General features: G+C 63.0%; 23 protein-coding genes. 8 read left to right on the top strand and 15 right to left on the bottom strand.

From position 1 onward, the window contains the following. The first annotated feature begins 210 nt into the window (after positions 1–210). Both Q7J44_RS13880 and Q7J44_RS13875 read left to right on the top strand, forming a co-directional pair. Positions 211–615: a helix-turn-helix transcriptional regulator gene (locus Q7J44_RS13880; protein ID WP_304880811.1), complete on the top strand. Its 405-nt coding sequence runs from the start codon at positions 211–213 to the stop codon at positions 613–615. Positions 616–748: 133 nt separating this feature from the next. After that, entirely contained in the window at positions 749–904 is a 156-nt protein-coding gene (locus tag Q7J44_RS13875; protein WP_304880809.1) for a hypothetical protein, read from the top strand. On the opposite strand, the gene Q7J44_RS13870 is transcribed toward Q7J44_RS13875, so the two are convergent. The 3 genes from Q7J44_RS13870 to rplS form a co-directional block, all read right to left on the bottom strand. Continuing rightward, entirely contained in the window at positions 888–1,697 is an 810-nt protein-coding gene (locus tag Q7J44_RS13870) for a division plane positioning ATPase MipZ (protein WP_304880807.1), read from the bottom strand. The two genes, Q7J44_RS13875 and Q7J44_RS13870, sit on opposite strands and share 17 nt — an antisense overlap. Positions 1,698–1,868: 171 nt before the next feature. Beyond that, entirely contained in the window at positions 1,869–2,090 is a 222-nt protein-coding gene (gene rpmE / locus Q7J44_RS13865) for a 50S ribosomal protein L31 (protein ID WP_103332505.1), read from the bottom strand. Between the two features lie 11 nt (positions 2,091–2,101). After that, complete coding sequence (rplS, locus tag Q7J44_RS13860) at positions 2,102–2,476, bottom strand: 50S ribosomal protein L19 (RefSeq protein ID WP_304880805.1); 375 nt, start codon at positions 2,474–2,476, stop codon at positions 2,102–2,104. A 317-nt stretch (positions 2,477–2,793) separates the two neighbouring features. Here rplS and Q7J44_RS13855 point away from each other — a divergent pair, with 317 nt between their 5' ends. Next, on the top strand, positions 2,794–3,669 hold the full coding sequence (locus Q7J44_RS13855) for a DMT family transporter (RefSeq protein WP_304880803.1): 876 nt from the start codon (positions 2,794–2,796) through the stop codon (positions 3,667–3,669). Here Q7J44_RS13855 and trmD read toward each other — a convergent pair. The 7 genes from trmD to Q7J44_RS13820 form a co-directional block, all read right to left on the bottom strand. Further along, positions 3,666–4,496 carry a tRNA (guanosine(37)-N1)-methyltransferase TrmD gene (trmD, locus tag Q7J44_RS13850; protein WP_304880801.1) on the bottom strand — a complete coding sequence of 277 codons (831 nt, stop codon included), beginning with the start codon at positions 4,494–4,496 and terminating at the stop codon, positions 3,666–3,668. The genes Q7J44_RS13855 and trmD overlap by 4 nt on opposite strands. A 4-nt stretch (positions 4,497–4,500) precedes the next feature. After that, positions 4,501–5,007: a ribosome maturation factor RimM gene (rimM, locus tag Q7J44_RS13845; protein WP_304880799.1), complete on the bottom strand. Its 507-nt coding sequence runs from the start codon at positions 5,005–5,007 to the stop codon at positions 4,501–4,503. A 175-nt stretch (positions 5,008–5,182) separates the two neighbouring features. Then, complete coding sequence (gene rpsP / locus Q7J44_RS13840) at positions 5,183–5,536, bottom strand: 30S ribosomal protein S16 (RefSeq protein WP_304880797.1); 354 nt, start codon at positions 5,534–5,536, stop codon at positions 5,183–5,185. Between the two features lie 59 nt (positions 5,537–5,595). After that, entirely contained in the window at positions 5,596–5,904 is a 309-nt protein-coding gene (locus Q7J44_RS13835; RefSeq protein ID WP_304880795.1) for a chorismate mutase, read from the bottom strand. Next, positions 5,901–6,407, bottom strand: a complete 507-nt coding sequence (locus tag Q7J44_RS13830; protein ID WP_304880794.1) for a GNAT family N-acetyltransferase — start codon at positions 6,405–6,407, stop codon at positions 5,901–5,903. Before Q7J44_RS13830 ends, Q7J44_RS13835 begins: the two co-directional genes overlap by 4 nt. Continuing rightward, positions 6,404–7,897 (bottom strand): signal recognition particle protein, encoded by a 1,494-nt coding sequence (gene ffh / locus Q7J44_RS13825; RefSeq protein WP_304880792.1) that lies wholly within the window; start codon positions 7,895–7,897, stop codon positions 6,404–6,406. The genes Q7J44_RS13830 and ffh overlap by 4 nt, the downstream gene beginning before the upstream one ends. Before the next feature lie 256 nt (positions 7,898–8,153). Beyond that, on the bottom strand, positions 8,154–8,666 hold the full coding sequence (locus tag Q7J44_RS13820) for a hypothetical protein (RefSeq protein ID WP_304880790.1): 513 nt from the start codon (positions 8,664–8,666) through the stop codon (positions 8,154–8,156). A 215-nt stretch (positions 8,667–8,881) separates the two neighbouring features. On the opposite strand from Q7J44_RS13820, the gene Q7J44_RS13815 reads away from it, so the two are divergent. From Q7J44_RS13815 to Q7J44_RS13795, 5 genes are all read left to right on the top strand, one after another. Next, a complete protein-coding gene (locus Q7J44_RS13815) occupies positions 8,882–9,766 on the top strand; it encodes a LysR family transcriptional regulator (RefSeq protein ID WP_304880789.1) in 885 nt (294 codons plus the stop codon). Between the two features lie 159 nt (positions 9,767–9,925). Further along, positions 9,926–10,135 (top strand): hypothetical protein, encoded by a 210-nt coding sequence (locus Q7J44_RS13810; RefSeq protein WP_304880787.1) that lies wholly within the window; start codon positions 9,926–9,928, stop codon positions 10,133–10,135. Between the two features lie 196 nt (positions 10,136–10,331). Beyond that, complete coding sequence (locus Q7J44_RS13805) at positions 10,332–10,538, top strand: cold-shock protein (RefSeq protein WP_100197370.1); 207 nt, start codon at positions 10,332–10,334, stop codon at positions 10,536–10,538. A gap of 164 nt (positions 10,539–10,702) precedes the next feature. Continuing rightward, positions 10,703–11,629, top strand: coding sequence for an alpha/beta hydrolase fold domain-containing protein (locus tag Q7J44_RS13800; protein ID WP_304880783.1), 927 nt, complete (start codon positions 10,703–10,705; stop codon positions 11,627–11,629). After that, positions 11,626–12,372, top strand: coding sequence for a class II aldolase and adducin N-terminal domain-containing protein (locus tag Q7J44_RS13795; protein ID WP_304880781.1), 747 nt, complete (start codon positions 11,626–11,628; stop codon positions 12,370–12,372). Before Q7J44_RS13800 ends, Q7J44_RS13795 begins: the two co-directional genes overlap by 4 nt. 52 nt (positions 12,373–12,424) lie before the next feature. On the opposite strand, the gene Q7J44_RS13790 is transcribed toward Q7J44_RS13795, so the two are convergent. From Q7J44_RS13790 to Q7J44_RS13770, 5 genes are all read right to left on the bottom strand, one after another. Next, on the bottom strand, positions 12,425–13,258 hold the full coding sequence (locus tag Q7J44_RS13790) for an alkaline phosphatase family protein (RefSeq protein WP_304880779.1): 834 nt from the start codon (positions 13,256–13,258) through the stop codon (positions 12,425–12,427). 80 nt (positions 13,259–13,338) lie between these two features. After that, on the bottom strand, positions 13,339–14,973 hold the full coding sequence (locus tag Q7J44_RS13785; protein ID WP_304880777.1) for an ABC transporter ATP-binding protein: 1,635 nt from the start codon (positions 14,971–14,973) through the stop codon (positions 13,339–13,341). A 135-nt stretch (positions 14,974–15,108) separates the two neighbouring features. Then, the gene (locus Q7J44_RS13780; protein WP_304880775.1) at positions 15,109–15,921 is read right to left on the bottom strand and encodes an ABC transporter permease; all 813 of its coding nucleotides are present in this window, start codon (positions 15,919–15,921) and stop codon (positions 15,109–15,111) included. Continuing rightward, a complete protein-coding gene (locus tag Q7J44_RS13775) occupies positions 15,918–16,874 on the bottom strand; it encodes an ABC transporter permease (RefSeq protein WP_304880773.1) in 957 nt (318 codons plus the stop codon). Before Q7J44_RS13775 ends, Q7J44_RS13780 begins: the two co-directional genes overlap by 4 nt. Positions 16,875–16,886: 12 nt before the next feature. Continuing rightward, positions 16,887–18,470 carry an ABC transporter substrate-binding protein gene (locus tag Q7J44_RS13770; RefSeq protein ID WP_304880771.1) on the bottom strand — a complete coding sequence of 528 codons (1,584 nt, stop codon included), beginning with the start codon at positions 18,468–18,470 and terminating at the stop codon, positions 16,887–16,889. Between the last annotated feature and the right edge of the window lie 10 nt (positions 18,471–18,480).

Below are 18,480 nucleotides of genomic sequence, written 5' to 3'. Positions count from 1 at the left end.
CCGAGTCAAGCGGCCGAGCAAATTGAGATTATCATTTTAAATCAATTAATTAAATGTCACTCATTCAGCATGTCCGACCCCGATGCGCCCCAATCCGACCGCTGGAGCATATTCAACTGATCAGTTGATTTTCCAGCACCACCGATCATCAGCGCGAAACCCTCAACCCGGCGGTTGACCTTTTTATCAAAGAAGGCCCATGCTTTGCCGATGACTGATCCTCAATCCCCCGATGTTTTGTCCCGGGTCTTTGCCGCCCTTGCCGACCCGACGCGGCGGGCGATCCTTGCCATGTTGCTGGAAGACGACATGGCGGTGACCGACGTGGCCGAACCGTTCCGGATGAGCCTTGCCGCGATTTCAAAGCACCTGACCGTGCTGACCGAAGCGGGGTTGATCAGCCGCGAAAAGCGCGGGCGGGTGATCTGGTGCAAGCTGGAACCGGATGCCCTGCGCGCGGCCACGGTCTGGATGCAGGGCTTCGGGCAGTTCGAGCCGGTTGATCTGGACGCGTTCGAGCGGTTTCTGGCGGGGGAATTGTCCGGTGAGAAAGAGGATGCGGACAGCCCCGGGATATTGGAGACTGAAAATACCGGGGGTCAGGATGTGACCTGACCGGCAGGCGTTGGCTGCGCGCCGGGCACCGCGTCAAATTGCCTTGCCTTCGACCACAGCCTGCCGTGATTTCGCCGCAACCGGGGGCGAGTCTGGGGTCAACGGGGAAGACACATCACATCAGGAGCCGGTTATGACCTACGCCCTTTCGCTGTTTCAGAAATTCGGCTTGTTTGCCCCGAAGGCCGAGCTTGCCGATGATTTCTTTATGCACCGTCTGACCCGCATCGGCTCGCGCGATGCGCGGCGCGAAGTGCGGGCGACGCCGTTCGTCAGAACTCCGGCGTAACCCCCGGCAGGCGCAGCTCGCGCATCAGATCGCGCACTTCCTGGCGTGCGGCGATGTTCGAGATGTTCAGCTGGTCCACGCCGGTGTCTTTCAGGTCCAGCAGAGTGATCCCTCGCGGAAACAGCTCGCGGAAGATGACGCGCTCGGAAAATCCGGGCGAGACGCGAAAGCCGATACGCTTGGACAATTCCTCCAGCGCGGCACCCACCTTTTTCTTGTTATGCATCTGCTGCGCGCCCAGACGGTTGCGCAGCACGATCCAGTCAATCGGCTTCAGCCCCGCCTGCGCCCGCAACTGCCGGGCATTCCAGACCATTTCGGAATAGATTGACGGACCCTTGACCTTGCCGGTTTCCGGATCAGTCCGCGCCAGCAGATCAAAGTCGATGAAACTGTCGTTCAGCGGCGTGATCAGCGTGTCGGCCAGAGAATGCGCCACCTGTGACAGCCGGGTATGGCTGCCGGGGCAGTCGATGATGATGAAATCCGATACCGGGTCCAGCGCCGCCACCGCCGCCGACAGCCGGGCATCAAACGGGTTTTCGCCCGGTGCCAGCGTCGCCTCGTCCACCTCGGGCAGATCGCGGTAATCGGGCGTTGGCAAGCTCAGCCCGCTGCGCGCAAGATAGGCGCGGCGGTTCTCGACATAGCGGCCAAAGGATTTCTGCCGCAGATCAAGATCCAGTCCGCCCACGCGGTGGCCCTGCCGGACAAGGGCGGTGGCCACATGCATGCAGGTGGTCGATTTGCCCGATCCGCCCTTTTCGTTGCCCACGACGATGATGTGCGCCATGCTTTGCCCCTTTGCCCCAGCCTGTCCGCCCTTTTAGGCGGGTTGCCGCGCAAGGGAAAGCGCGAAGGCACCTCCGGCCCGCGCGCGATGCCCCGGTATGGCAGCGCGGCATCAGCAGACGAAAAAGCCCCGCCGAAGCGGGGCTGTTCCAGACTTGCACGCGGGGTCGGATCAGAAACCCAGACCGGCGTATTTGTTCTTGAACTTCGACACACGGCCGCCGGTGTCCATCAGCTTGGCATTGCCGCCGGTCCAGGCCGGGTGGGCCAGCGGATCGATGTCCAGTGCCAGGCTGTCGCCGTCTTTGCCATAGGTCGAACGGGTCTGATAGGTCGAACCGTCGGTCATCTTCACGGTGATGAAGTGATAGTCGGGGTGAATGCCTTCTTTCATCGGTCCGATCCTTATTCAGATTTCGGTTTATAGGTCGTATCTTCCGAGATACGTGCCGATTTCCCGCGACGGGTGCGCAGGTAATACAGCTTTGCGCGACGGACTTTGCCGCGACGCACCACATCGATCGAGTCGATGTTGGTCGAGTACAGCGGGAACACACGTTCCACACCTTCGCCGAACGAGATCTTGCGCACGGTGAACGACGCAGCAATCGTCATGCCGCCCTGACGGGCAATGCACACACCTTCGTAGTTCTGAATACGCGAGCGGGTGCCTTCGGTCACTTTGAAACCGACGCGGACAGTGTCCCCGGCCTTGAAATCCGGGATGGTCTTGCCAAGCGCAGCAATCTGCTCGGCTTCGAGTTGGGCGATCAGGTTCATGCCTGGTCCTTTCGCAACCTGCGGTGGGTCCGCAGAGGTGATGCCGTGCCTCAGAGCTCTCGGTCTTCACCGGGTCCCCACCGCGTACGATGAGCCCGCCAGAGATCAGGCCAGCTTTTCCATAACAGCCGCCCTGTCTGCCCGCGCACCGGGGAAGAAGCCCGGGATAAGACAAACAGGAATCGGGTCCGACGGACCACGTTGATCCCGGACAGGCGCGTATAGGGGCAATCCTTGCCGCCGGTCAAGTGGCACGGGGTTGCACTGCCCCGCATTTGCGCAGAAAACACCTGCAACATTGGAGTTTTCTCGAAGACATGGACAAAACCACCGGGGGAAGCGCGCTGAAAGGCGTGCTGTTTGTCATGAGCGCCGTGTTTCTGTTCGCGACAGGTGACACGATGACCAAATATCTCGTTGAACGCTACCCGATCGCCGTCGTGCAGACCGGGCGCTATCTGGTGAACGTTGCTTTGCTGATGGTCATCATGATGCCGCGCCATGGGTTCAGCCTGTGGCACGCGCAGCGCAAAAGCTGGGTGGTGACGCGCGGCATCATTCTGGCGCTTGCGTCGCTGACCATGGGGCTTGCGCTGCAGCGCATGCCGGTGGGCGAAACGGTGGCGATCATCTATCTGGCACCGATTCTGGTAATGCTGCTTTCAGGTCCGCTGCTGAAGGAAAAGGTGCATCCTGCCGCCTGGTTCGGCGCGGTGCTGGCGTTCGGGGGTGTTATTCTGGTCATGCGCCCCGGTGGCGGGCTCGACACCTGGGGGGTGATCTTTGCCCTGATGAATGCCGCTTTGTCGACGGCCTATCACCTGATGACGCGGGTTCTGGCGCGAACGGAATCTACAATGTCGATGCTGTTCCACGTGGCCGTGGCGGGGCTGGTGATTTTCTGTGTGATGGCCGTGCCATCTTTCCCGACCACCTTGCCGCCCTTGCCAGACCTTGCGCTGATTGCGGCGCTGGGGGTGGTGGCCACGGCAGGGCATTTTCTGTTCACCATGGCCTACCGGCAGGCCCCGCCCGCCCTGCTTGCCCCGGTGAACTACATGCATCTGGTCTGGGCCGGGCTGCTGGGCTGGCTGGCGTTTGACCATATACCGACCCCGCTCAGCCTGCTGGGAATGGGCATGGTGCTGGCGGCGGGGGTTGCGGTTGCGGTGAGGGCCGGGCGCACGCGTTAACTGCGGGCCTTGCGCGCCCACAGGTCGGGCCTGCGCTCTGCCGTCAGGGCTTCGGCCTGTGCGCGGCGCCATTTGGCGATCTTGGCATGATCGCCCGACAGAAGCACCGGCGGAACCTCACGCCCTTCCCAGACCGGCGGGCGGGTATACTGCGGGTGTTCCAGCAACCCGTTGGAATGGCTTTCCTCTTCGATGCTCTCCGCATTGCCCAGCACGCCGGGCAGCAACCGCACCGTGGCATCCAGAATGGCCTGTGCCGCGATCTCGCCGCCGGTCAGCACGAAATCGCCCAAAGACACCTCTTCGACCGCGTGATGGTCCAGCACCCGCTGGTCCACCCCTTCAAACCGCCCGCACAGCAGCGTCAGCCCTTCGCACCCGGCAAAACGCCGCGCCATGGCCTGATCGAACGGCGTGCCGCGTGGCGACAGGTATACCACCGGCCAGCGGGCGCGGTCGGGGTTTGCCCCCGCGCTTGCCGCCGTGATCGCTGCATCCACCACATCGGCGCGCAGCACCATGCCCGCGCCGCCCCCGGCAGGCGTGTCATCCACATTGCGATGCTTGCCGATTCCGAATGTGCGCAGATCATAGGTTTCCAGCCGCCACAGCCCCAGATCCATCGCCTTGCCGGTCAAAGACTGCTCCAGCACCCCCGGAAAGGCCTGCGGAAACAGGGTGATGACCCGCGCAAGCCAGGCACCGCGCACCGCGCGGGCATCGTCGAACAGATCGCGCGGGCGCAGGACAGGCTTTGCCGACAGCCGCCCGTGCGACCGGGACGGGGCCTTGGCCAGCGCTGCATCGTTGGGAAGCTTGTCAGGCATCCGCCTACTCCAGCCCCTCGGGCAGGTCCGCCACAATCCGCCGCGCGGCCAGATCGACCGTTGGCACTGCCGCCTTGGTAAAGGGGATCAGCAAGGGTTGCTTACGGGTTGGCGCATAAACCTCCAGCAGGTCACCCGCGCCGTGATTGTGCACCGCGCGCAGGGTGCCCAGCAGCACGCCGCCGGTGTCATACACCTCCAGCCCGATCAGGTCGGAATGGTAGAATTCATCATCCGGCAAGGATGGCAGGCGGGCCCGGTCGACATAGAGATCGGTGCCGCGCAACGCGTCGGCCTGATCCTTGGTCGCCACGCCCTCAATCCGCGCGCCAAGCCCGCCCGCCACCGGGCGGGTCAGCTTGACGCCAAAGCTGCGGCTGCCATCGGCGGTGTACAGCGGACCATAGTCCGCAATCGCCCCGGGGTCGGCGCAGAATGATTTCAGCCGCACTTCGCCCTGAACGCCAAAGGCCCCCGCGATAGAGCCGACACAGATCCGGTCACTCGTCATGGCAAAGGCACCCCTGTGCTGCAAAACCCGCGCGGGTCAAACGATCCGCCCGCATCCAGACAGGACGTCTGGCTCTGGATGCGGGAAACATTCATGCCGGCCCAGAACGCCGCCCCGCAAAGGGCAAGCGTGATGGACCGGCGCACCAGGCCAAGGCCGGGTATCATCGGGCCGATTATTCTTCGGCAGGGGCTTCAGCGCGGGCTGCTTTTTTCGCAGCGCGTTCTGCCATCTGTTTGCCGGGAACCGCCGCTTTGGGGTTGTTGCGGACTTTTTTGTCCAGCACGCCGGCCGCTTCCAGGAAACGGGTCACGCGGTCGGTCGGCTGTGCGCCGGTCGCCATCAGCTCCTTGATCCGGTCAAGGTTCATCACGACGCGCTTTTCGTCGTCCTTGTTCAGCATCGGGTCATAGACGCCCAGCTTTTCCAGAAAACGGCCATCGCGCGGGTTGCGCGAGTCGGTCAGAACGATCGAGTAGTGCGGGCGCTTTTTCGAACCGCCGCGAGCCAGACGAATTTTAACAGCCATGGGTAGTCTCCTTAAGGTTTGTCGCTTGGGTAGGGCGGGGTTCACCCCGCCTTCCCGGGTTACTTTTGCAGTTTCTCATGATGCCTGATGACTTCGGAAATGATGAAGGTCAGGAATTTCTTGGCAAATTCCGGATCAAGGTCGGCGTCCTGCGCCAGTTGTTCCAGTCTTGCAATCTGGCGCCCCTCTCGCGTCGGGTCACTGGGTGGCAGTTCATGTTCAGCCTTCAGCCGCCCCACCGCCTGCGTGTGCTTGAACCGTTCGGCCAGCGTGTAGACCAGAATGGCGTCCAGCCGGTCAATCGACTGGCGATGCTCTTTCAACAGCTCGGCGGCGCGCCCAGAATGATCGATATTGGTGTCGGTCATTGCATCCTCCGGGCATGTCGCCAGACCAGATCTTCGGGGTCCGGGCGTGGCCCGGTGGTATCCAGTTCAGCCCCCAGCCGCTGTGCCACCCGGATTGAGGCGGCATTGTCAGCGTCGATATAGCTGACCAGCGACTCCACGGTCAGGGTGGTAAAGGCCCAATCGCGCAGCGCGCCCGCAGATTCAGTGGCATAGCCCTGACCCGCATGGCCCTGATACACCAGCCAGCCCAGTTCAACCTCGGGGAATTTCGGGCCGCCGTTCAGGCCAACCTGCCCCACGGTTTCCCCGCTGGCGGTATGGTCCACCATCAGCGCGCCATGGCCAAGCAGCGCCCATTGCGCGACATCATGGCAAAACCAGAACCACGCGCCAGCTGCATCCCTTGGCCCGCCCATATAGGCAACCCGGTCCGACGCCCAGAACGCCGCATAGGCCGGGAAATCGGCCATGACGGGGGCGCGCAGTGTCAGCCGCTGGGTATGCAGAACGGGCGGGGTCATTTCTTCTTCATCAGCCCCGACAGGCCAGACGGAAGGCTCATGCCGCGCGGCATGCCGGGAAATCCGCCCTGCCCCATCGACTCTTTCATGCCCTTGGCTGCGGCTTCCAGTTCGGCGGGCGACATCTTGCTGGGGTCGGGCATACCGCCTTTGCCCATCATTTGCTTGATGGCCTGTTTCATGCCGCCACCCTTGCCCATCTTTTTCATCATCTCGGCCATCTGCTTGTGCTGTTTCAGCAGGCGGTTCAGCTCTGACACTTCCAGCCCCGCGCCCGATGCGATCCGCTTCTTGCGGCTGGCGGCCAGCAGGTCCGGGTTGGCCCGTTCCTTTTTGGTCATCGAGTTGATCAGCGCGACCTGACGGCGCAGCATCTTGTCGTCAAAGCCGGCCTCTTCGGCCTGCTTTGCCATTTTGCCCATGCCCGGCAGCATCCCCATCAGGCCCTGCATGCCGCCCATTTTCTGCATCTGTTCAAGCTGGCCTTTCAGGTCGTTCATGTTGAACAACCCCTTGGAGAATCGGCGCGCCATGCGCTCGGCCTGTTCGGCCTCAAACGTTTCCTGCGCGCGTTCCACCAGCGCAACAATGTCGCCCATGCCAAGGATACGGCCCGCGACCCGTTCGGCCTCGAACGTTTCCAGCGCATCCATCTTTTCGCCAAGGCCGACAAAGCGGATCGGCTTGCCGGTGACAGCCCGCATCGACAGCGCCGCACCGCCGCGGCCGTCACCGTCCATCCGCGTCAGGACCACGCCGGAAATGCCGACCTTGCCGTCGAACTCGGCCGCCACATTCACTGCGTCCTGGCCCGTCAGACCATCGACGACCAGCAGCGTTTCGCGCGGCTGGGCGATGTCACGCACCGCCTGCACTTCGTCCATCAGCACTTCGTCGATGTGCAACCGGCCTGCGGTATCCAGAAACAGCACATCATAGCCGCCCATTGCGGCCTGCGTCTTCGCGCGCCGTGCGATCTGCACCGCCGACTCACCCTTGACGATCGGCAGAGAATCCACACCCACCTGAGCGGCCAGAATCGCCAGCTGCTCCATCGCCGCCGGGCGGTTGGTGTCCAAAGACGCCAGCAACACCCGCTTGCCATTGCGGTCCTTGAGCCGCTTGGCCAGCTTGGCGGTGGTGGTGGTCTTGCCCGAGCCTTGCAGACCGACCATCAGAATCGCGGCCGGCGGGCTGTCGATCTTCAGCGCATCGGCAGGTTCATCGCCTGCCAGCACCCGGATCAGCTCGTCATGCACGATCTTGACGACCATCTGCCCCGGCGTGATCGACTTCGTCACCGCCGACCCGGTCGCCTTGTCCTGCACCCGCTTGATGAAATCGCGCGCCACCGGCAAGGAGACATCGGCCTCCAGCAAGGCTGTCCGCACTTCACGCAGAGCGGCAATCACGTCAGCCTCGGACAGCGCGCCCTGTTTGGTCAGGCGGTCAAAGACGCTGCCAAGGCGATCTGAAAGGCTCTCGAACATGGTCGTCTCCCGCAAAGGGCGTTACAGCAATGGCCAAGGGCACCTGCGGGCGCAACGCGCTGGCAGATGGCGATCCCGGCAAAAGCCAAGGGACCGGAAGCGACAGCCTCCGGGGAATTGGTGCCTGATAGGCCGCAAGACCGCGCGAGTCAAGTCTTGGGCGGGACTCAGGGGTCAACGCAAAACGGCCCGCGCCAATCTGGCACGGACCGTCTGAAGGGCAGGCCGGGCAGTGCTGCCCGGTCCGAAGCGGTGATTACGACCGGTCGTCGATCTGGTCGGCATAAAGCGCCGTCAGTTCTGCCAGCGTGTACTGCGAGGCATCCACACCCAGCAGTGCTGCCAGTTGTGCCTGACCGGGGGTGACCACGTTGGCAGGCTTGCCATTGGCGCGGTTCTGACCCGACAGGATGAAATTGGTCATCTGGGTGTCATTGTCACGCTTGGCTTCGATCAGCAGTTGCAGTTCGTTGATCGTAAACCGGCCCGGCTCGACGCCTGCGGCGGCTGCCAGTTGCGCATCGGTCGAGGCTGAACCTGCCCCCATGTCGCTGCGGATTGCGGCACCATTGCCGGCTTGCGACTTGATAAAGTTGATGCGCTCGACATCATTGTCACGCTGGGCGTCCAGCAACTGGATCAGCTGGCCTTGGGTGTAATCATTGGCGGAAACGCCGGCCTGCGCGGCAAGCTGGTCTAGACCGGGGTTCGCGGCAGCGATGCCGGCGGTCAGAGCAAGGGCGGCGGCAGAGATCATAAGAGTACGCATGGTTTTCTTCCTTCGTCGTATAAACTGCAGGCTTGCAGCGGGTAATTGTGGAACGGAGCGTCTTGGCTGAAAGTTTCAGCGCGTTCCCGTTTGTTGTTCGGTGACATCAAAATACGCCGTTCCTTTTTGCTTTACATTCTATAAGTTTGACCTCAGTCTGTGCATATGCGCACAGCACTAATTCGTGATAACCCGCGACCAAAGAAAGGCCTGAGATGGCACACCCAGCCTGGGATGAGATCCGAACCGCGTTTCAGGTGGCCCGTCTTGGCACGGTGTCCGGCGCAGCTGAAGTTTTGGGCGTGCATCATGCGACGGTGATCCGCCACATTGACGCGCTGGAAAGAACCCTTGGCACACGGCTGTTTCAGCGCCACGCCCGCGGCTATACCCCGACCGAAGCCGGCCGTGACCTGCTGATCGTGGCCCAGACCACCGAAGAGCAGTTTGCCCAGCTGTCCAGCCGCATCAAGGGTCAGGGCGAAGCGGTTGCCGGTGAGCTGACGATCACCTCGATCTCGGGCATCGCCGACCTGCTGGTTCCGGTGCTTGCCACGTTTCAGGAACTATATCCGCTGGTGCAAGTGCGGTTTCTGACCGACATGCGGGTGTTCCGGCTGGACTATGGCGAGGCGCATGTCGCCATCCGCGCCGGGGCCGCGCCGGAAGAACCGGACAATGTGGCGCAGCCCCTGCCCCATATCCGCACCGGCCTCTACGCCTCCAGATCCTATATCGCGCGGCATGGCCAGCCCAAGGACGAATCAGACTTCGCCAACCACCGCTTTGTCTGCGTCGACAGCGAAGCCAACCGGGCCCCGTTCTTCCGCTGGCTGCGCAACACGGTTCCGGCGAGTGCGATCAGTTTCCGGGGCACCGAACCGGCGGCGCTGGAAGAGGCGGTGCATCAGGGCGTCGGCATCGGCTTTGTCGCGGCCTACAAATCCCGGGTTTCCGAAAACCTTGTCGAGATCCTGCCGCCCCGTCCCGAATGGGATGCGCCGTTGTGGATCGTGACCCATGTGGACCTGCACCGGACCAGAAAGGTACAGGCTTTTCTGACGCATCTGAAGGAAGCCGCCAAAACCTGGGCCGCCTGACAGACCTGCTCTCCTGCGGCTGCAGGCAAACGTCGGGCGCTCTGGCGGTGGCTTCAGGCGCTTTCAATTTGAAGCATTCAAGCGCCGTGACGGCCACGCCTTGCCACATTCCCGCCCCAATTCGACGGGATTCTGCTATCATATGGACAGGAGGATCTGATGGCAGCAATTTGCGCACTGGCGGGTGGCATGGTCGGCTTCGCTTCGGCCCTTGTCTCACTGATATTTTTCGATGCAGGACTGCTGACGGCTCTGGCAATCTGGTCCGGGGCCGGGATTGGCAGTATGGCACTATTCCTGGCACTGATGCTCCGCCGCGCCGACGTGTCTGAGGTCACGCAAATGGCCGCCACCACCCGCACGGCATAGGGCAGGGCAAGGGCACCGGCGACAGCAACGCTTACGCAAATTTTCTTGCCTTTTTGCCCATCCGATTCCATATTTTGCTGGCGACGTTAACTATTTCGACCACTGTCTCCGCCTTACGGCCACAGCAATCGACGATCAGCTGACTGCGCCGGGCCGCCGCAATCCCGCGGGCGGCGTATCTACGGGAGACTTCACGATGGCCAAGGGCACCGTGAAATGGTTCAACGAAACAAAAGGCTATGGCTTTATTGCGCCCGAGGGTGGCAAGAAAGACGTCTTCGTCCACATCACCGCACTGGAACGGGCCGGGCTGCGTGGGCTGAAGGACGGTCAGGCCGTGACCTTCGACATCGAAGCCGGTCGTGACGGGCGGGAATCCGCAACCAATCTGTCGCTGTCCTGACGATCGCGGGCGCGATGCGCTGACCACAGGCACCACTCTGAAAGGGCGCGCACAAAGCTGCGCCCTTTTTGTTGTCCCCGGGTTCAGCTACATCCGCCACGCCCGCCGGAATTTCCCCGGAATTTCCCTTGTGACCCGTCGCCGCGCGCGTCACACTTCCCTTTATGCCAGACACGTCCCACAACATCATCACCCCGGCAGAGTATCAGCGCCTGATCGCGCCGGAGACATGGGCCTTCATCCGCCGGACCGAAGCCGCCTATCCCCCCGACACCGCAACGCTGACAATTGCCGATCAGCGCCGGATCTATGACGCCATGTGCCGAACCTTTCACCACGGGACCCCGCCCGGCGTCACCTCGCGCGATGAAACCGTCGCCGGGGTTCCCTGTCGCCGCTATTCCGGCAAGGGGCCGGTGGTGATTTATTTCCACGGCGGCGGCTTTGTCGTCGGCGGGCTGGACAGCCATGATGATGTCTGCGCCGAGATCTGTGCCGCCACCGGGCTGGAGGTGCTGGCCGTTGATTACCGGCTTTGCCCCGAACATCCCCACCCGGCGGCGTTTGACGATTGCCTCGCCGTTGCGCGCGCCACGCCCGGCCCGATCCTGCTGGCGGGCGACAGTGCCGGCGGGGCGCTTGCGGCAGCAGTTGCAGCGGCCCTGTCTGACCCGCGCGTGTTGGGTCAGGTGTTGATCTACCCCGGCCTTGGCGGGCACGGGGCCAGTTACCAGCGCCATGCGCAGGCCCCGATGCTCACGGCGGATGATGTCGATTTTTATGCCCGTATCCGGGGCGCAGACCGCAACGATCCCACTGCAGCCCCCCTGATGGCCACCGGCTTCACCGGCCTGCCCCCCACGCTGGCGCTCGCGGCGGAATGTGACCCGCTGGCCGATGATGCCGCCGCCTATGCCGCCCGCATCACCGCCGCCGGGGGAAGGGCCGTCGCCCTGACCGAACCCGGCCTTGTCCATGGCTATCTGCGCGCACGCCACACTGTCGCCGGTGCCCGTGCCAGCTTTGCCCGCGTCACCGCCACCCTGTCCGCCATGGCCACCGGCCAGTGGCAAACCGGAGATCAGCCATGAAAGACCTGCCCAACCAGACCCACTGGACCGCGCGCACCGATATGGCCGCCGCCTTTCGCTGGACCGCCCGGCTGAACATGCACGAAGCCGTCGCCAACCACTTCAGCCTTGCGGTCAGCGACGATGGCACCCGCTTTCTGATCAACCCTGCGGGGCGGCACTTCAGCCGGATCACCGCCTCCGGCCTGATCGAGATCGATGCCAACGACCCCACCACGCTGGACCGGCCCGACGCGCCCGACCCCACCGCCTGGGGCCTGCACGGCAGCCTGCACCGCGCCTGCCCACATGCCCGCTGCGCGATGCACGTGCATTCGATCCACGCCACAGTGCTGGCCAGCCTGGCAGACAGCCGCCTGCCCGCCATCGACCAGACCACGGCGATGTTCCACAACCGGGTGGTGGTTGATGACCACTACGGCGGCATGGCGTTCGAGGATGAGGCCGCCCGCTGCGTGCAACTGCTGTCCGACCCGAAGATCACCACGCTGATCATGGGCAATCACGGCGTGCTGGTGATCGGGGCCACGGTGGCGGAAACCTTCAACCGGCTCTATTACTTCGAACGCGCGGCCGAGACCTACATCCGCGCCCTGCAAACCGGCCAGCCGCTGCGCCATCTGCCGGACGAAATTGCCGAGAAAACCGCCCGCGAATGGGAAACCTACCCCGGCTACGCCGAAGACCACCTGCGCGAGATCAAGGCCATCCTTGATGCCGAAGCGCCGGGTTATGCCGACTGACCTCACGCCTCCGCTTCATCTTGACACAAATACTCATTTTAAACCGCCAACCCTAGGGCTGAAAAAACGGTTCCGCGCGCATGCTGTCCGGCACCGGCACGCCCATCCGTGTCAGGATCGACGGGGCCAGTGCCAGCTGGTCCAGCACCACATCGGCGTCGGGCATGGCACTGTCGCCGAAGTAATAAAATGCAAAATCCCGCTGATCTTCGCCAGTGCCGCCATGATGGCCGCGCGCATCCTGCCCGTGGTCGGCGGTGACAATCACCTCATACCCCGCATCGCGCCAGCGCTGGACAAAGGGGGCCAGCATCGCATCCAGCGCATAACAGGCGTGGTCCATTTCTTCGCAATCGTGAAAGAAACGGTGCCCCATACTGTCCAGCGTGCAGGTGTGCAGGATGCCATAATCAATGCCCTGTACCTCGCACAGCCGGGTCAGCGTGGCGAACAGATCGACATCCGACGGGGTCATCTGATTGGCATGGCCATAGCCGGTCATGGTGTGAAACCGGCCATGGGTGATCGGCCCGGCGGGTTCGTCATATTCGATATCGCGCACCACATCGAAGGGCGCGCGGTTGAAAAACTCTGACCAGAAACTGTGGGTCACCGCCCCGGTCTTGCCCCCCGCCCGGGTGACTTCGGAAAAGATGTCCGGCTCCGCCAGCCGGTACACCGCTTCATTCCCCCAGACCCGGTGCACCTGCGGCGGCACCCCGGTGTGGATCGAGGCATAGCACGACGCCGAGGTTGACGGCAGCACCGCCCGCATCCGCCACACCCGCGCGTCGCCCTGCGCGACCCAGCCCTCAAGGTTGCCGAACAGCCGCCGCCAGTTGCGCCATGGCACGCCGTCAATCACGATCAGAAGCAGTTTTCTCATGGTCAAAACCTGTGCAGGGGGCCGGCGTTGGACGCCTCCGGCGGGAGTATTTCAGAAAGGTGCAATCGCAGTGGTACGCCTCAGTTCCCGGCGGCTTCCATCTTGCGGCTGTCCAGCACACCTTCCAGCCAGCCCATCTTCATCTCGGGGACCGAAGACAGCAGCAGTTCGGTGTAGTCGTCAAACGGCGGCGACAGCACATCGGTTTTGGTACCATAGCGCCGCACCTCGCCGCGATACATCACTGCAATCCGGTCGGCAATCGCCCGCACCGTGGCAAGGTCATGGGTGATGAACAGATAGGCCACCCCTTCCACCGCCTGCAGGTCCAGCAACAGCTTGAGGATGCCATCCGCCACCAACGGGTCCAGTGCCGAGGTGACCTCATCGCAGATGATCAGCTTGGGCTTGGCCGCCAGCGCGCGCGCAATGCAGACCCGCTGCTTCTGCCCGCCCGACAGCTCTGCCGGGTAGCGGTCGATAAAGCCCTTGCCCATTTCGATCTGCTCCAGCAGATCCTGAATGCGTTTGCGCTTGGCGTCGCCTTTCAGGCCAAAGTAGAACTCCAGCGGCCGCCCGATGATGGTGCCGACGGTCTGGCGCGGGTTCATCGCGGTATCGGCCATCTGGTAGATCATCTGCACCTCGCGCAGATCGTCGCGGCTGCGCGCCGCCAGCTCTGGTGCCAGATCGCGCCCGGCAAAGCTGATCCGCCCCTGTGCCGGTGGCAACAGCCCGGTGATCACCCGCGCCAGCGTCGATTTTCCCGACCCGCTTTCCCCCACCACGGCAAGGGTCTGCCCGGCAGGCAGATCCAGCGTGATGTTCTTCAGCACATCGAATGTGGTGCCCCTGTAGCGCGCTGTCACATTCTGGATCTGCAACACCGCAGGCGCATTGGCCTTTTCCACATGGTCAATAGACCGCACTGACACCAGCGCCTGTGTATACGCCTCACGCGGGGCGGTGATGATCTGCTCGGTCGGGCCGTATTCCACCCGCTTGCCATGGCGCAGCACCAGAATGTCATCGGCCACCTGAGCCACCACGGCCAGATCATGCGTGATGTACAGCGCCGCCACCCCGGTATCGTGGATCGCCTCTTTGATCGCGGCCAGCACCTCAATCTGGGTGGTCACATCCAGCGCCGTGGTCGGTTCGTCAAAGATCACCAGATCGGGTTTCGGGCACAGCGCCATCGCCGTCATCGCCCGCTGCAACTGCCCGCCCGACACCTGATGCGGATAGCGTTTGCCAAAATTCTCCGGGTCGGGCAGGCCGAGCCGGGCAAACAGCATGACCGCGCGCGCCTCTGCCTCGGCTTTGCCCATCACCTTGTGCGCCAGACAGGTCTCGATCACCTGATCCATCAGCCGGATCGCCGGGTTGAACGCCGCCGCCGCCGATTGCGCAACGTAAGTCACCTCGCGCCCGCGCAAGGCCCGCAGGGTCCGCGCATCGGCAAGCCGGATATCGCGCCCGTTCAGGGTGATCGTCCCGCCCGTCAGCCGCACGCCACCGCGCCCGTAAGCCATCGACGACAGGCCGATGGTCGATTTCCCCGCCCCGGATTCGCCGATCAGCCCCAGCACCCGGCCCTTTTCCACCGAGACCAAGACATCATCGACCAGCACCACATCGCGCGGCGGCTCGCCCGGCGGATAAGAGGTGGCCTCGATCCGCAGATTGCGGATCTGCAACAGCGCGTCACTCATACCCGGCCCCCCTGCATTCATCTGTTCTTAAATATCCCACGGGGGTTGCCCGTTGGTTTCGCCATTGGCTCAGGAAACCAATGGGCCCGGGGGGTGTGAAACCCCCCGGCGCTTTCCGCAAAACCAAACGCCGGGTCATCCGCGCCCGCCTTTCAGGCTGGTGGTGCGCGACAGCACCCAGTCGGCGACCAGGTTCACCGAAATCGCCAGCGCCGCGATGGCAAAGGCCGGGATCAGCGCCGCCGGAATGCCGTAGACCAGCCCCGAGGAGTTCTCCTTCACAATCCCACCCCAGTCGGCCAGCGGCGGCTGCACGCCAAGCCCAAGGAACGACAGGGTCGAGATGAACAGCACCGCAAAGATGAACCGCAGCCCCAGTTCCGCCACCAAGGGCGACAGCGCATTGGGCAGGATCTCGCGAAAGATGATCCAGGCCCAGCCTTCACCGCGCAGGCGCGCCGCCTCGACATAATCCATCACCGTGATGTCCACCGCCACCGCGCGGGCCAGTCGGAACACCCGCGTTGCATCCAGCAGGCCCATGACCAGGATCAGCACCGTCAGCGTCACCGGCAACACCGACAGGATCACCAGCGCCAATATCAGCGACGGGATCGCCATCATCAGATCGACCATCCGGCTCAGCCCCTGATCCACGTAGCCCCCGGCCACCGCCGCCGAAAAGCCCAAGACCGACCCCAGCGTAAAGCTCAGGATCGTCGCGGCAGAGGCGACGAAGATCGTGGTCTGCCCGCCATAGATCATCCGACTCAGCAGATCGCGGCCGATGGCATCGGTGCCGAACCAGTGGGTCGACGAGGCAGGGTCCCAGACTCCGCCGACAATCTGCGCCATGCCATAAGGTGCGACCAGGGGCGCAAAGATTGCGGCCAGAAAGAAGGCCCCGGTGAAGAACATCCCGATAAGGGCGGAAAGCGGTATCCTCATTTCGGGTGCCTCAACCTTGGGTTGGCAAGGATGGAGATGACATCCGCCAAAATGTTCAGCCCGATATAGACGGCCGCAAAGATCAGCCCCACCGCCTGCACCACCGGCAGGTCGCGCTTGGCCACATGGTCCACCAGATATTGTCCCATGCCCGGATAGACGAACACCACCTCAACCACGACGACGCCCACCACCAGATAGGCAAGGTTCAGCATCACCACATTGACCACAGGGGCGATGGCGTTGGGAAAGGCGTGGCGCCAGATCACCTTCATCGGCGACAGGCCCTTCAGCTCGGCAGTTTCGATATAGGCCGATTGCATCACGTTCAGGATCGCCGCCCGCGTCATCCGCATCATATGCGCCAGCACCACCAGCACCAGCACGATCACCGGCAGGATCACCGCGTTCAGCCGGTCCATCATGCTCATACCGGGAAACACCATGGCAACCGACGGAAACAGCTGCCATTTGACGGCAAGGAAATACAAAACCAGATAGCCCACCACAAATTCCGGCAGGCTGATCGCGGACAGCGTCGCGCCGGAAATCAACTTATCCGGCCAGCGCCCGTTATAGCGCGCCGCAACCAGCCCCAGCAAAATCGCCAGCGGGACAGAGATCACCGCAGCCCAACCCGCCAGAAACAGCGTATTGCCCAGCCGCTGGCCGATGGCCGTCGCAATATCGGTCCGGTTGGAAATCGAGGTGCCCAGGTCGCCGGTCAGAACCCCGCCAAGCCAGCTGAAATAGCGGGTCAGCGGCGGCTGATCCAAGCCCATTTCAGCGCGCAGATTGGCCAACGCCTGCGGCGTGGCCGACTGGCCCAGAATGGCCTGCGCCGTATCACCGGGCAGCGCCGCCACACCAAGGAAAATTACCGCCGACACCGCCAACAGCAACAGCAGGCCCAGCGCAATGCGCTGGACCACCAGAGTTAATACCGGATGCACGCGCCCCGGTCCTTATGCCAGCCAGCACTTGACATGGGCGCGGCCGTTCATCAGCTCGCCATTCGGATCGGCTTCCCAACCCTGGATCTCGTCACGCACTGCCTCAACAAAGTCGTTGAACATCGGCAGGATCAGACCACCTTCATCGCGGACGATCATTGCCATTTCAGAATAGGTGGCCTTGCGCGTGTCAGCGTTCAGTTCGGCCCGTGCTGCCAGCAACAGCTCGTCAAACCGGGCGTTCTTGAACTTGGTGTCGTTCCAGTCGGCGGTGGACAGGTAAGCCGTGGCATACATCTGATCCTGCACCGGGCGCCCGCCCCAATAGCTGGCGCAGAACGGTTCCACGTTCCAGACATTCGACCAATAGCCGTCATCCGGCTCGCGCTTGATTTCCAGCGGAATACCGGCAGCATTTGCCGTTTGCTGGAACAGTTGCGCCGCCTCGACCGCGCCGGGAAATGCGCCCTGCGCGGTGCGCAGGATGATCGGGCTGCCGTCATGGCCGGATTTGGCGTAATGCTCCGCCGCCAGCGCCGCATCGTATTCGCGCTGCGGAATGCTGTCATCAAACAGCGGATAGGCCGAGTTGATCGGAAAGTCGTTACCGATGCTGCCGAGCCCGCCAAGGATCTTGTCCACCATCTCCTGCCGGTTGACCGACAGCTTCAGCGCCATGCGCAGATCGTTGTTGTCGAACGGGGCCTTGTCGACATGCATGATAAACACATAATGACCCCGGCCCGGAACGGCCTTGACCTGCACGCCGGGTGCCCGCTTGAGCAGTTCGGCAATCTTCGGGTCCACCCGGTTCATCATGTGAACCTGACCGGATTGCAGCGCGCCGGTGCGGGCGGTGCCATCGTTGATCACCAGAATCTCGGTCTGATCCGCATGGCCGATGGTGGTGTCAAAGTAGTTTGCGTGTTTTTCAAAGGTATGGCGGATGCCGGGTTCATGCACCACCACCTTATAGGGGCCAGCGCCGATGCCTTCGGTCGGGTTGTCGATGCCGCCATTCGGCTGGATGATCAGGTGGTAGTCACCCATCAGATACGGCAGGTCGGCATTGCCGCTGGCCAGCTTCAGCGTGACCATATCGCCTTCGGCTGACATGTCGGTGATGCCCTGCACGATGCCCAGCGCGCCTGACTGCGACTTTTCATCGGTATGGCGGCGCAGCGTCGCGATCACATCATCGGCGGTGACAGTCTTGCCATTGTGGAATTCGACGCCCTGGCGGATCTTGAACTTCCACTCGGTCGCATCGGCATTGGCGCTGATCTCTTCGGCGATGCGCAGGTCGATCTCACCCGTCGGGGTCACATCCACCAGCATCTCGCCCCAGGTCATGTTCACCGCGAACGGCACTTCGGACGCGGCAAGCGCCGGGTCAAGACTGTTGGTCGACTCGCCGCCCTGCATCCCCATGCGGATCAGGCCGCCTTTTTTGGGCTGCGCGTTTGCGGCTTTGGTGAACAGCGCCGAAGCAAGGCCGGCAGAAACACCCATGGCAGTGGTGCGTCCCACGAACTCGCGGCGGGTCATGCGGCCTGCCTTGGCGGCAGCAATCATACGGTCAAGCGGATCTGTCATTCTGGTCGTC

Source organism: Pseudotabrizicola sp. (genome assembly GCF_030656345.1).
Lineage (GTDB): Bacteria > Pseudomonadota > Alphaproteobacteria > Rhodobacterales > Rhodobacteraceae > Pseudotabrizicola.
This window is presented reverse-complemented; position numbering and strand designations above follow the sequence as displayed.

What these genes read in the sequence shown, in the direction of transcription:
- Q7J44_RS13880 (WP_304880811.1), top strand. Translation starts at nt 211, where the DNA reads ATGACTGATCCTCAATCCCCCGATGTTTTGTCCCGGGTCTTTGCCGCC.
- Q7J44_RS13875 (WP_304880809.1), top strand. Translation starts at nt 749, where the DNA reads ATGACCTACGCCCTTTCGCTGTTTCAGAAATTCGGCTTGTTTGCCCCG.
- Q7J44_RS13870 (WP_304880807.1), bottom strand. Translation starts at nt 1,697, where the DNA reads ATGGCGCACATCATCGTCGTGGGCAACGAAAAGGGCGGATCGGGCAAA.
- rpmE (WP_103332505.1), bottom strand. Translation starts at nt 2,090, where the DNA reads ATGAAAGAAGGCATTCACCCCGACTATCACTTCATCACCGTGAAGATG.
- rplS (WP_304880805.1), bottom strand. Translation starts at nt 2,476, where the DNA reads ATGAACCTGATCGCCCAACTCGAAGCCGAGCAGATTGCTGCGCTTGGC.
- Q7J44_RS13855 (WP_304880803.1), top strand. Translation starts at nt 2,794, where the DNA reads ATGGACAAAACCACCGGGGGAAGCGCGCTGAAAGGCGTGCTGTTTGTC.
- trmD (WP_304880801.1), bottom strand. Translation starts at nt 4,496, where the DNA reads ATGCCTGACAAGCTTCCCAACGATGCAGCGCTGGCCAAGGCCCCGTCC.
- rimM (WP_304880799.1), bottom strand. Translation starts at nt 5,007, where the DNA reads ATGACGAGTGACCGGATCTGTGTCGGCTCTATCGCGGGGGCCTTTGGC.
- rpsP (WP_304880797.1), bottom strand. Translation starts at nt 5,536, where the DNA reads ATGGCTGTTAAAATTCGTCTGGCTCGCGGCGGTTCGAAAAAGCGCCCG.
- Q7J44_RS13835 (WP_304880795.1), bottom strand. Translation starts at nt 5,904, where the DNA reads ATGACCGACACCAATATCGATCATTCTGGGCGCGCCGCCGAGCTGTTG.
- Q7J44_RS13830 (WP_304880794.1), bottom strand. Translation starts at nt 6,407, where the DNA reads ATGACCCCGCCCGTTCTGCATACCCAGCGGCTGACACTGCGCGCCCCC.
- ffh (WP_304880792.1), bottom strand. Translation starts at nt 7,897, where the DNA reads ATGTTCGAGAGCCTTTCAGATCGCCTTGGCAGCGTCTTTGACCGCCTG.
- Q7J44_RS13820 (WP_304880790.1), bottom strand. Translation starts at nt 8,666, where the DNA reads ATGCGTACTCTTATGATCTCTGCCGCCGCCCTTGCTCTGACCGCCGGC.
- Q7J44_RS13815 (WP_304880789.1), top strand. Translation starts at nt 8,882, where the DNA reads ATGGCACACCCAGCCTGGGATGAGATCCGAACCGCGTTTCAGGTGGCC.
- Q7J44_RS13810 (WP_304880787.1), top strand. Translation starts at nt 9,926, where the DNA reads ATGGCAGCAATTTGCGCACTGGCGGGTGGCATGGTCGGCTTCGCTTCG.
- Q7J44_RS13805 (WP_100197370.1), top strand. Translation starts at nt 10,332, where the DNA reads ATGGCCAAGGGCACCGTGAAATGGTTCAACGAAACAAAAGGCTATGGC.
- Q7J44_RS13800 (WP_304880783.1), top strand. Translation starts at nt 10,703, where the DNA reads ATGCCAGACACGTCCCACAACATCATCACCCCGGCAGAGTATCAGCGC.
- Q7J44_RS13795 (WP_304880781.1), top strand. Translation starts at nt 11,626, where the DNA reads ATGAAAGACCTGCCCAACCAGACCCACTGGACCGCGCGCACCGATATG.
- Q7J44_RS13790 (WP_304880779.1), bottom strand. Translation starts at nt 13,258, where the DNA reads ATGAGAAAACTGCTTCTGATCGTGATTGACGGCGTGCCATGGCGCAAC.
- Q7J44_RS13785 (WP_304880777.1), bottom strand. Translation starts at nt 14,973, where the DNA reads ATGAGTGACGCGCTGTTGCAGATCCGCAATCTGCGGATCGAGGCCACC.
- Q7J44_RS13780 (WP_304880775.1), bottom strand. Translation starts at nt 15,921, where the DNA reads ATGAGGATACCGCTTTCCGCCCTTATCGGGATGTTCTTCACCGGGGCC.
- Q7J44_RS13770 (WP_304880771.1), bottom strand. Translation starts at nt 18,470, where the DNA reads ATGACAGATCCGCTTGACCGTATGATTGCTGCCGCCAAGGCAGGCCGC.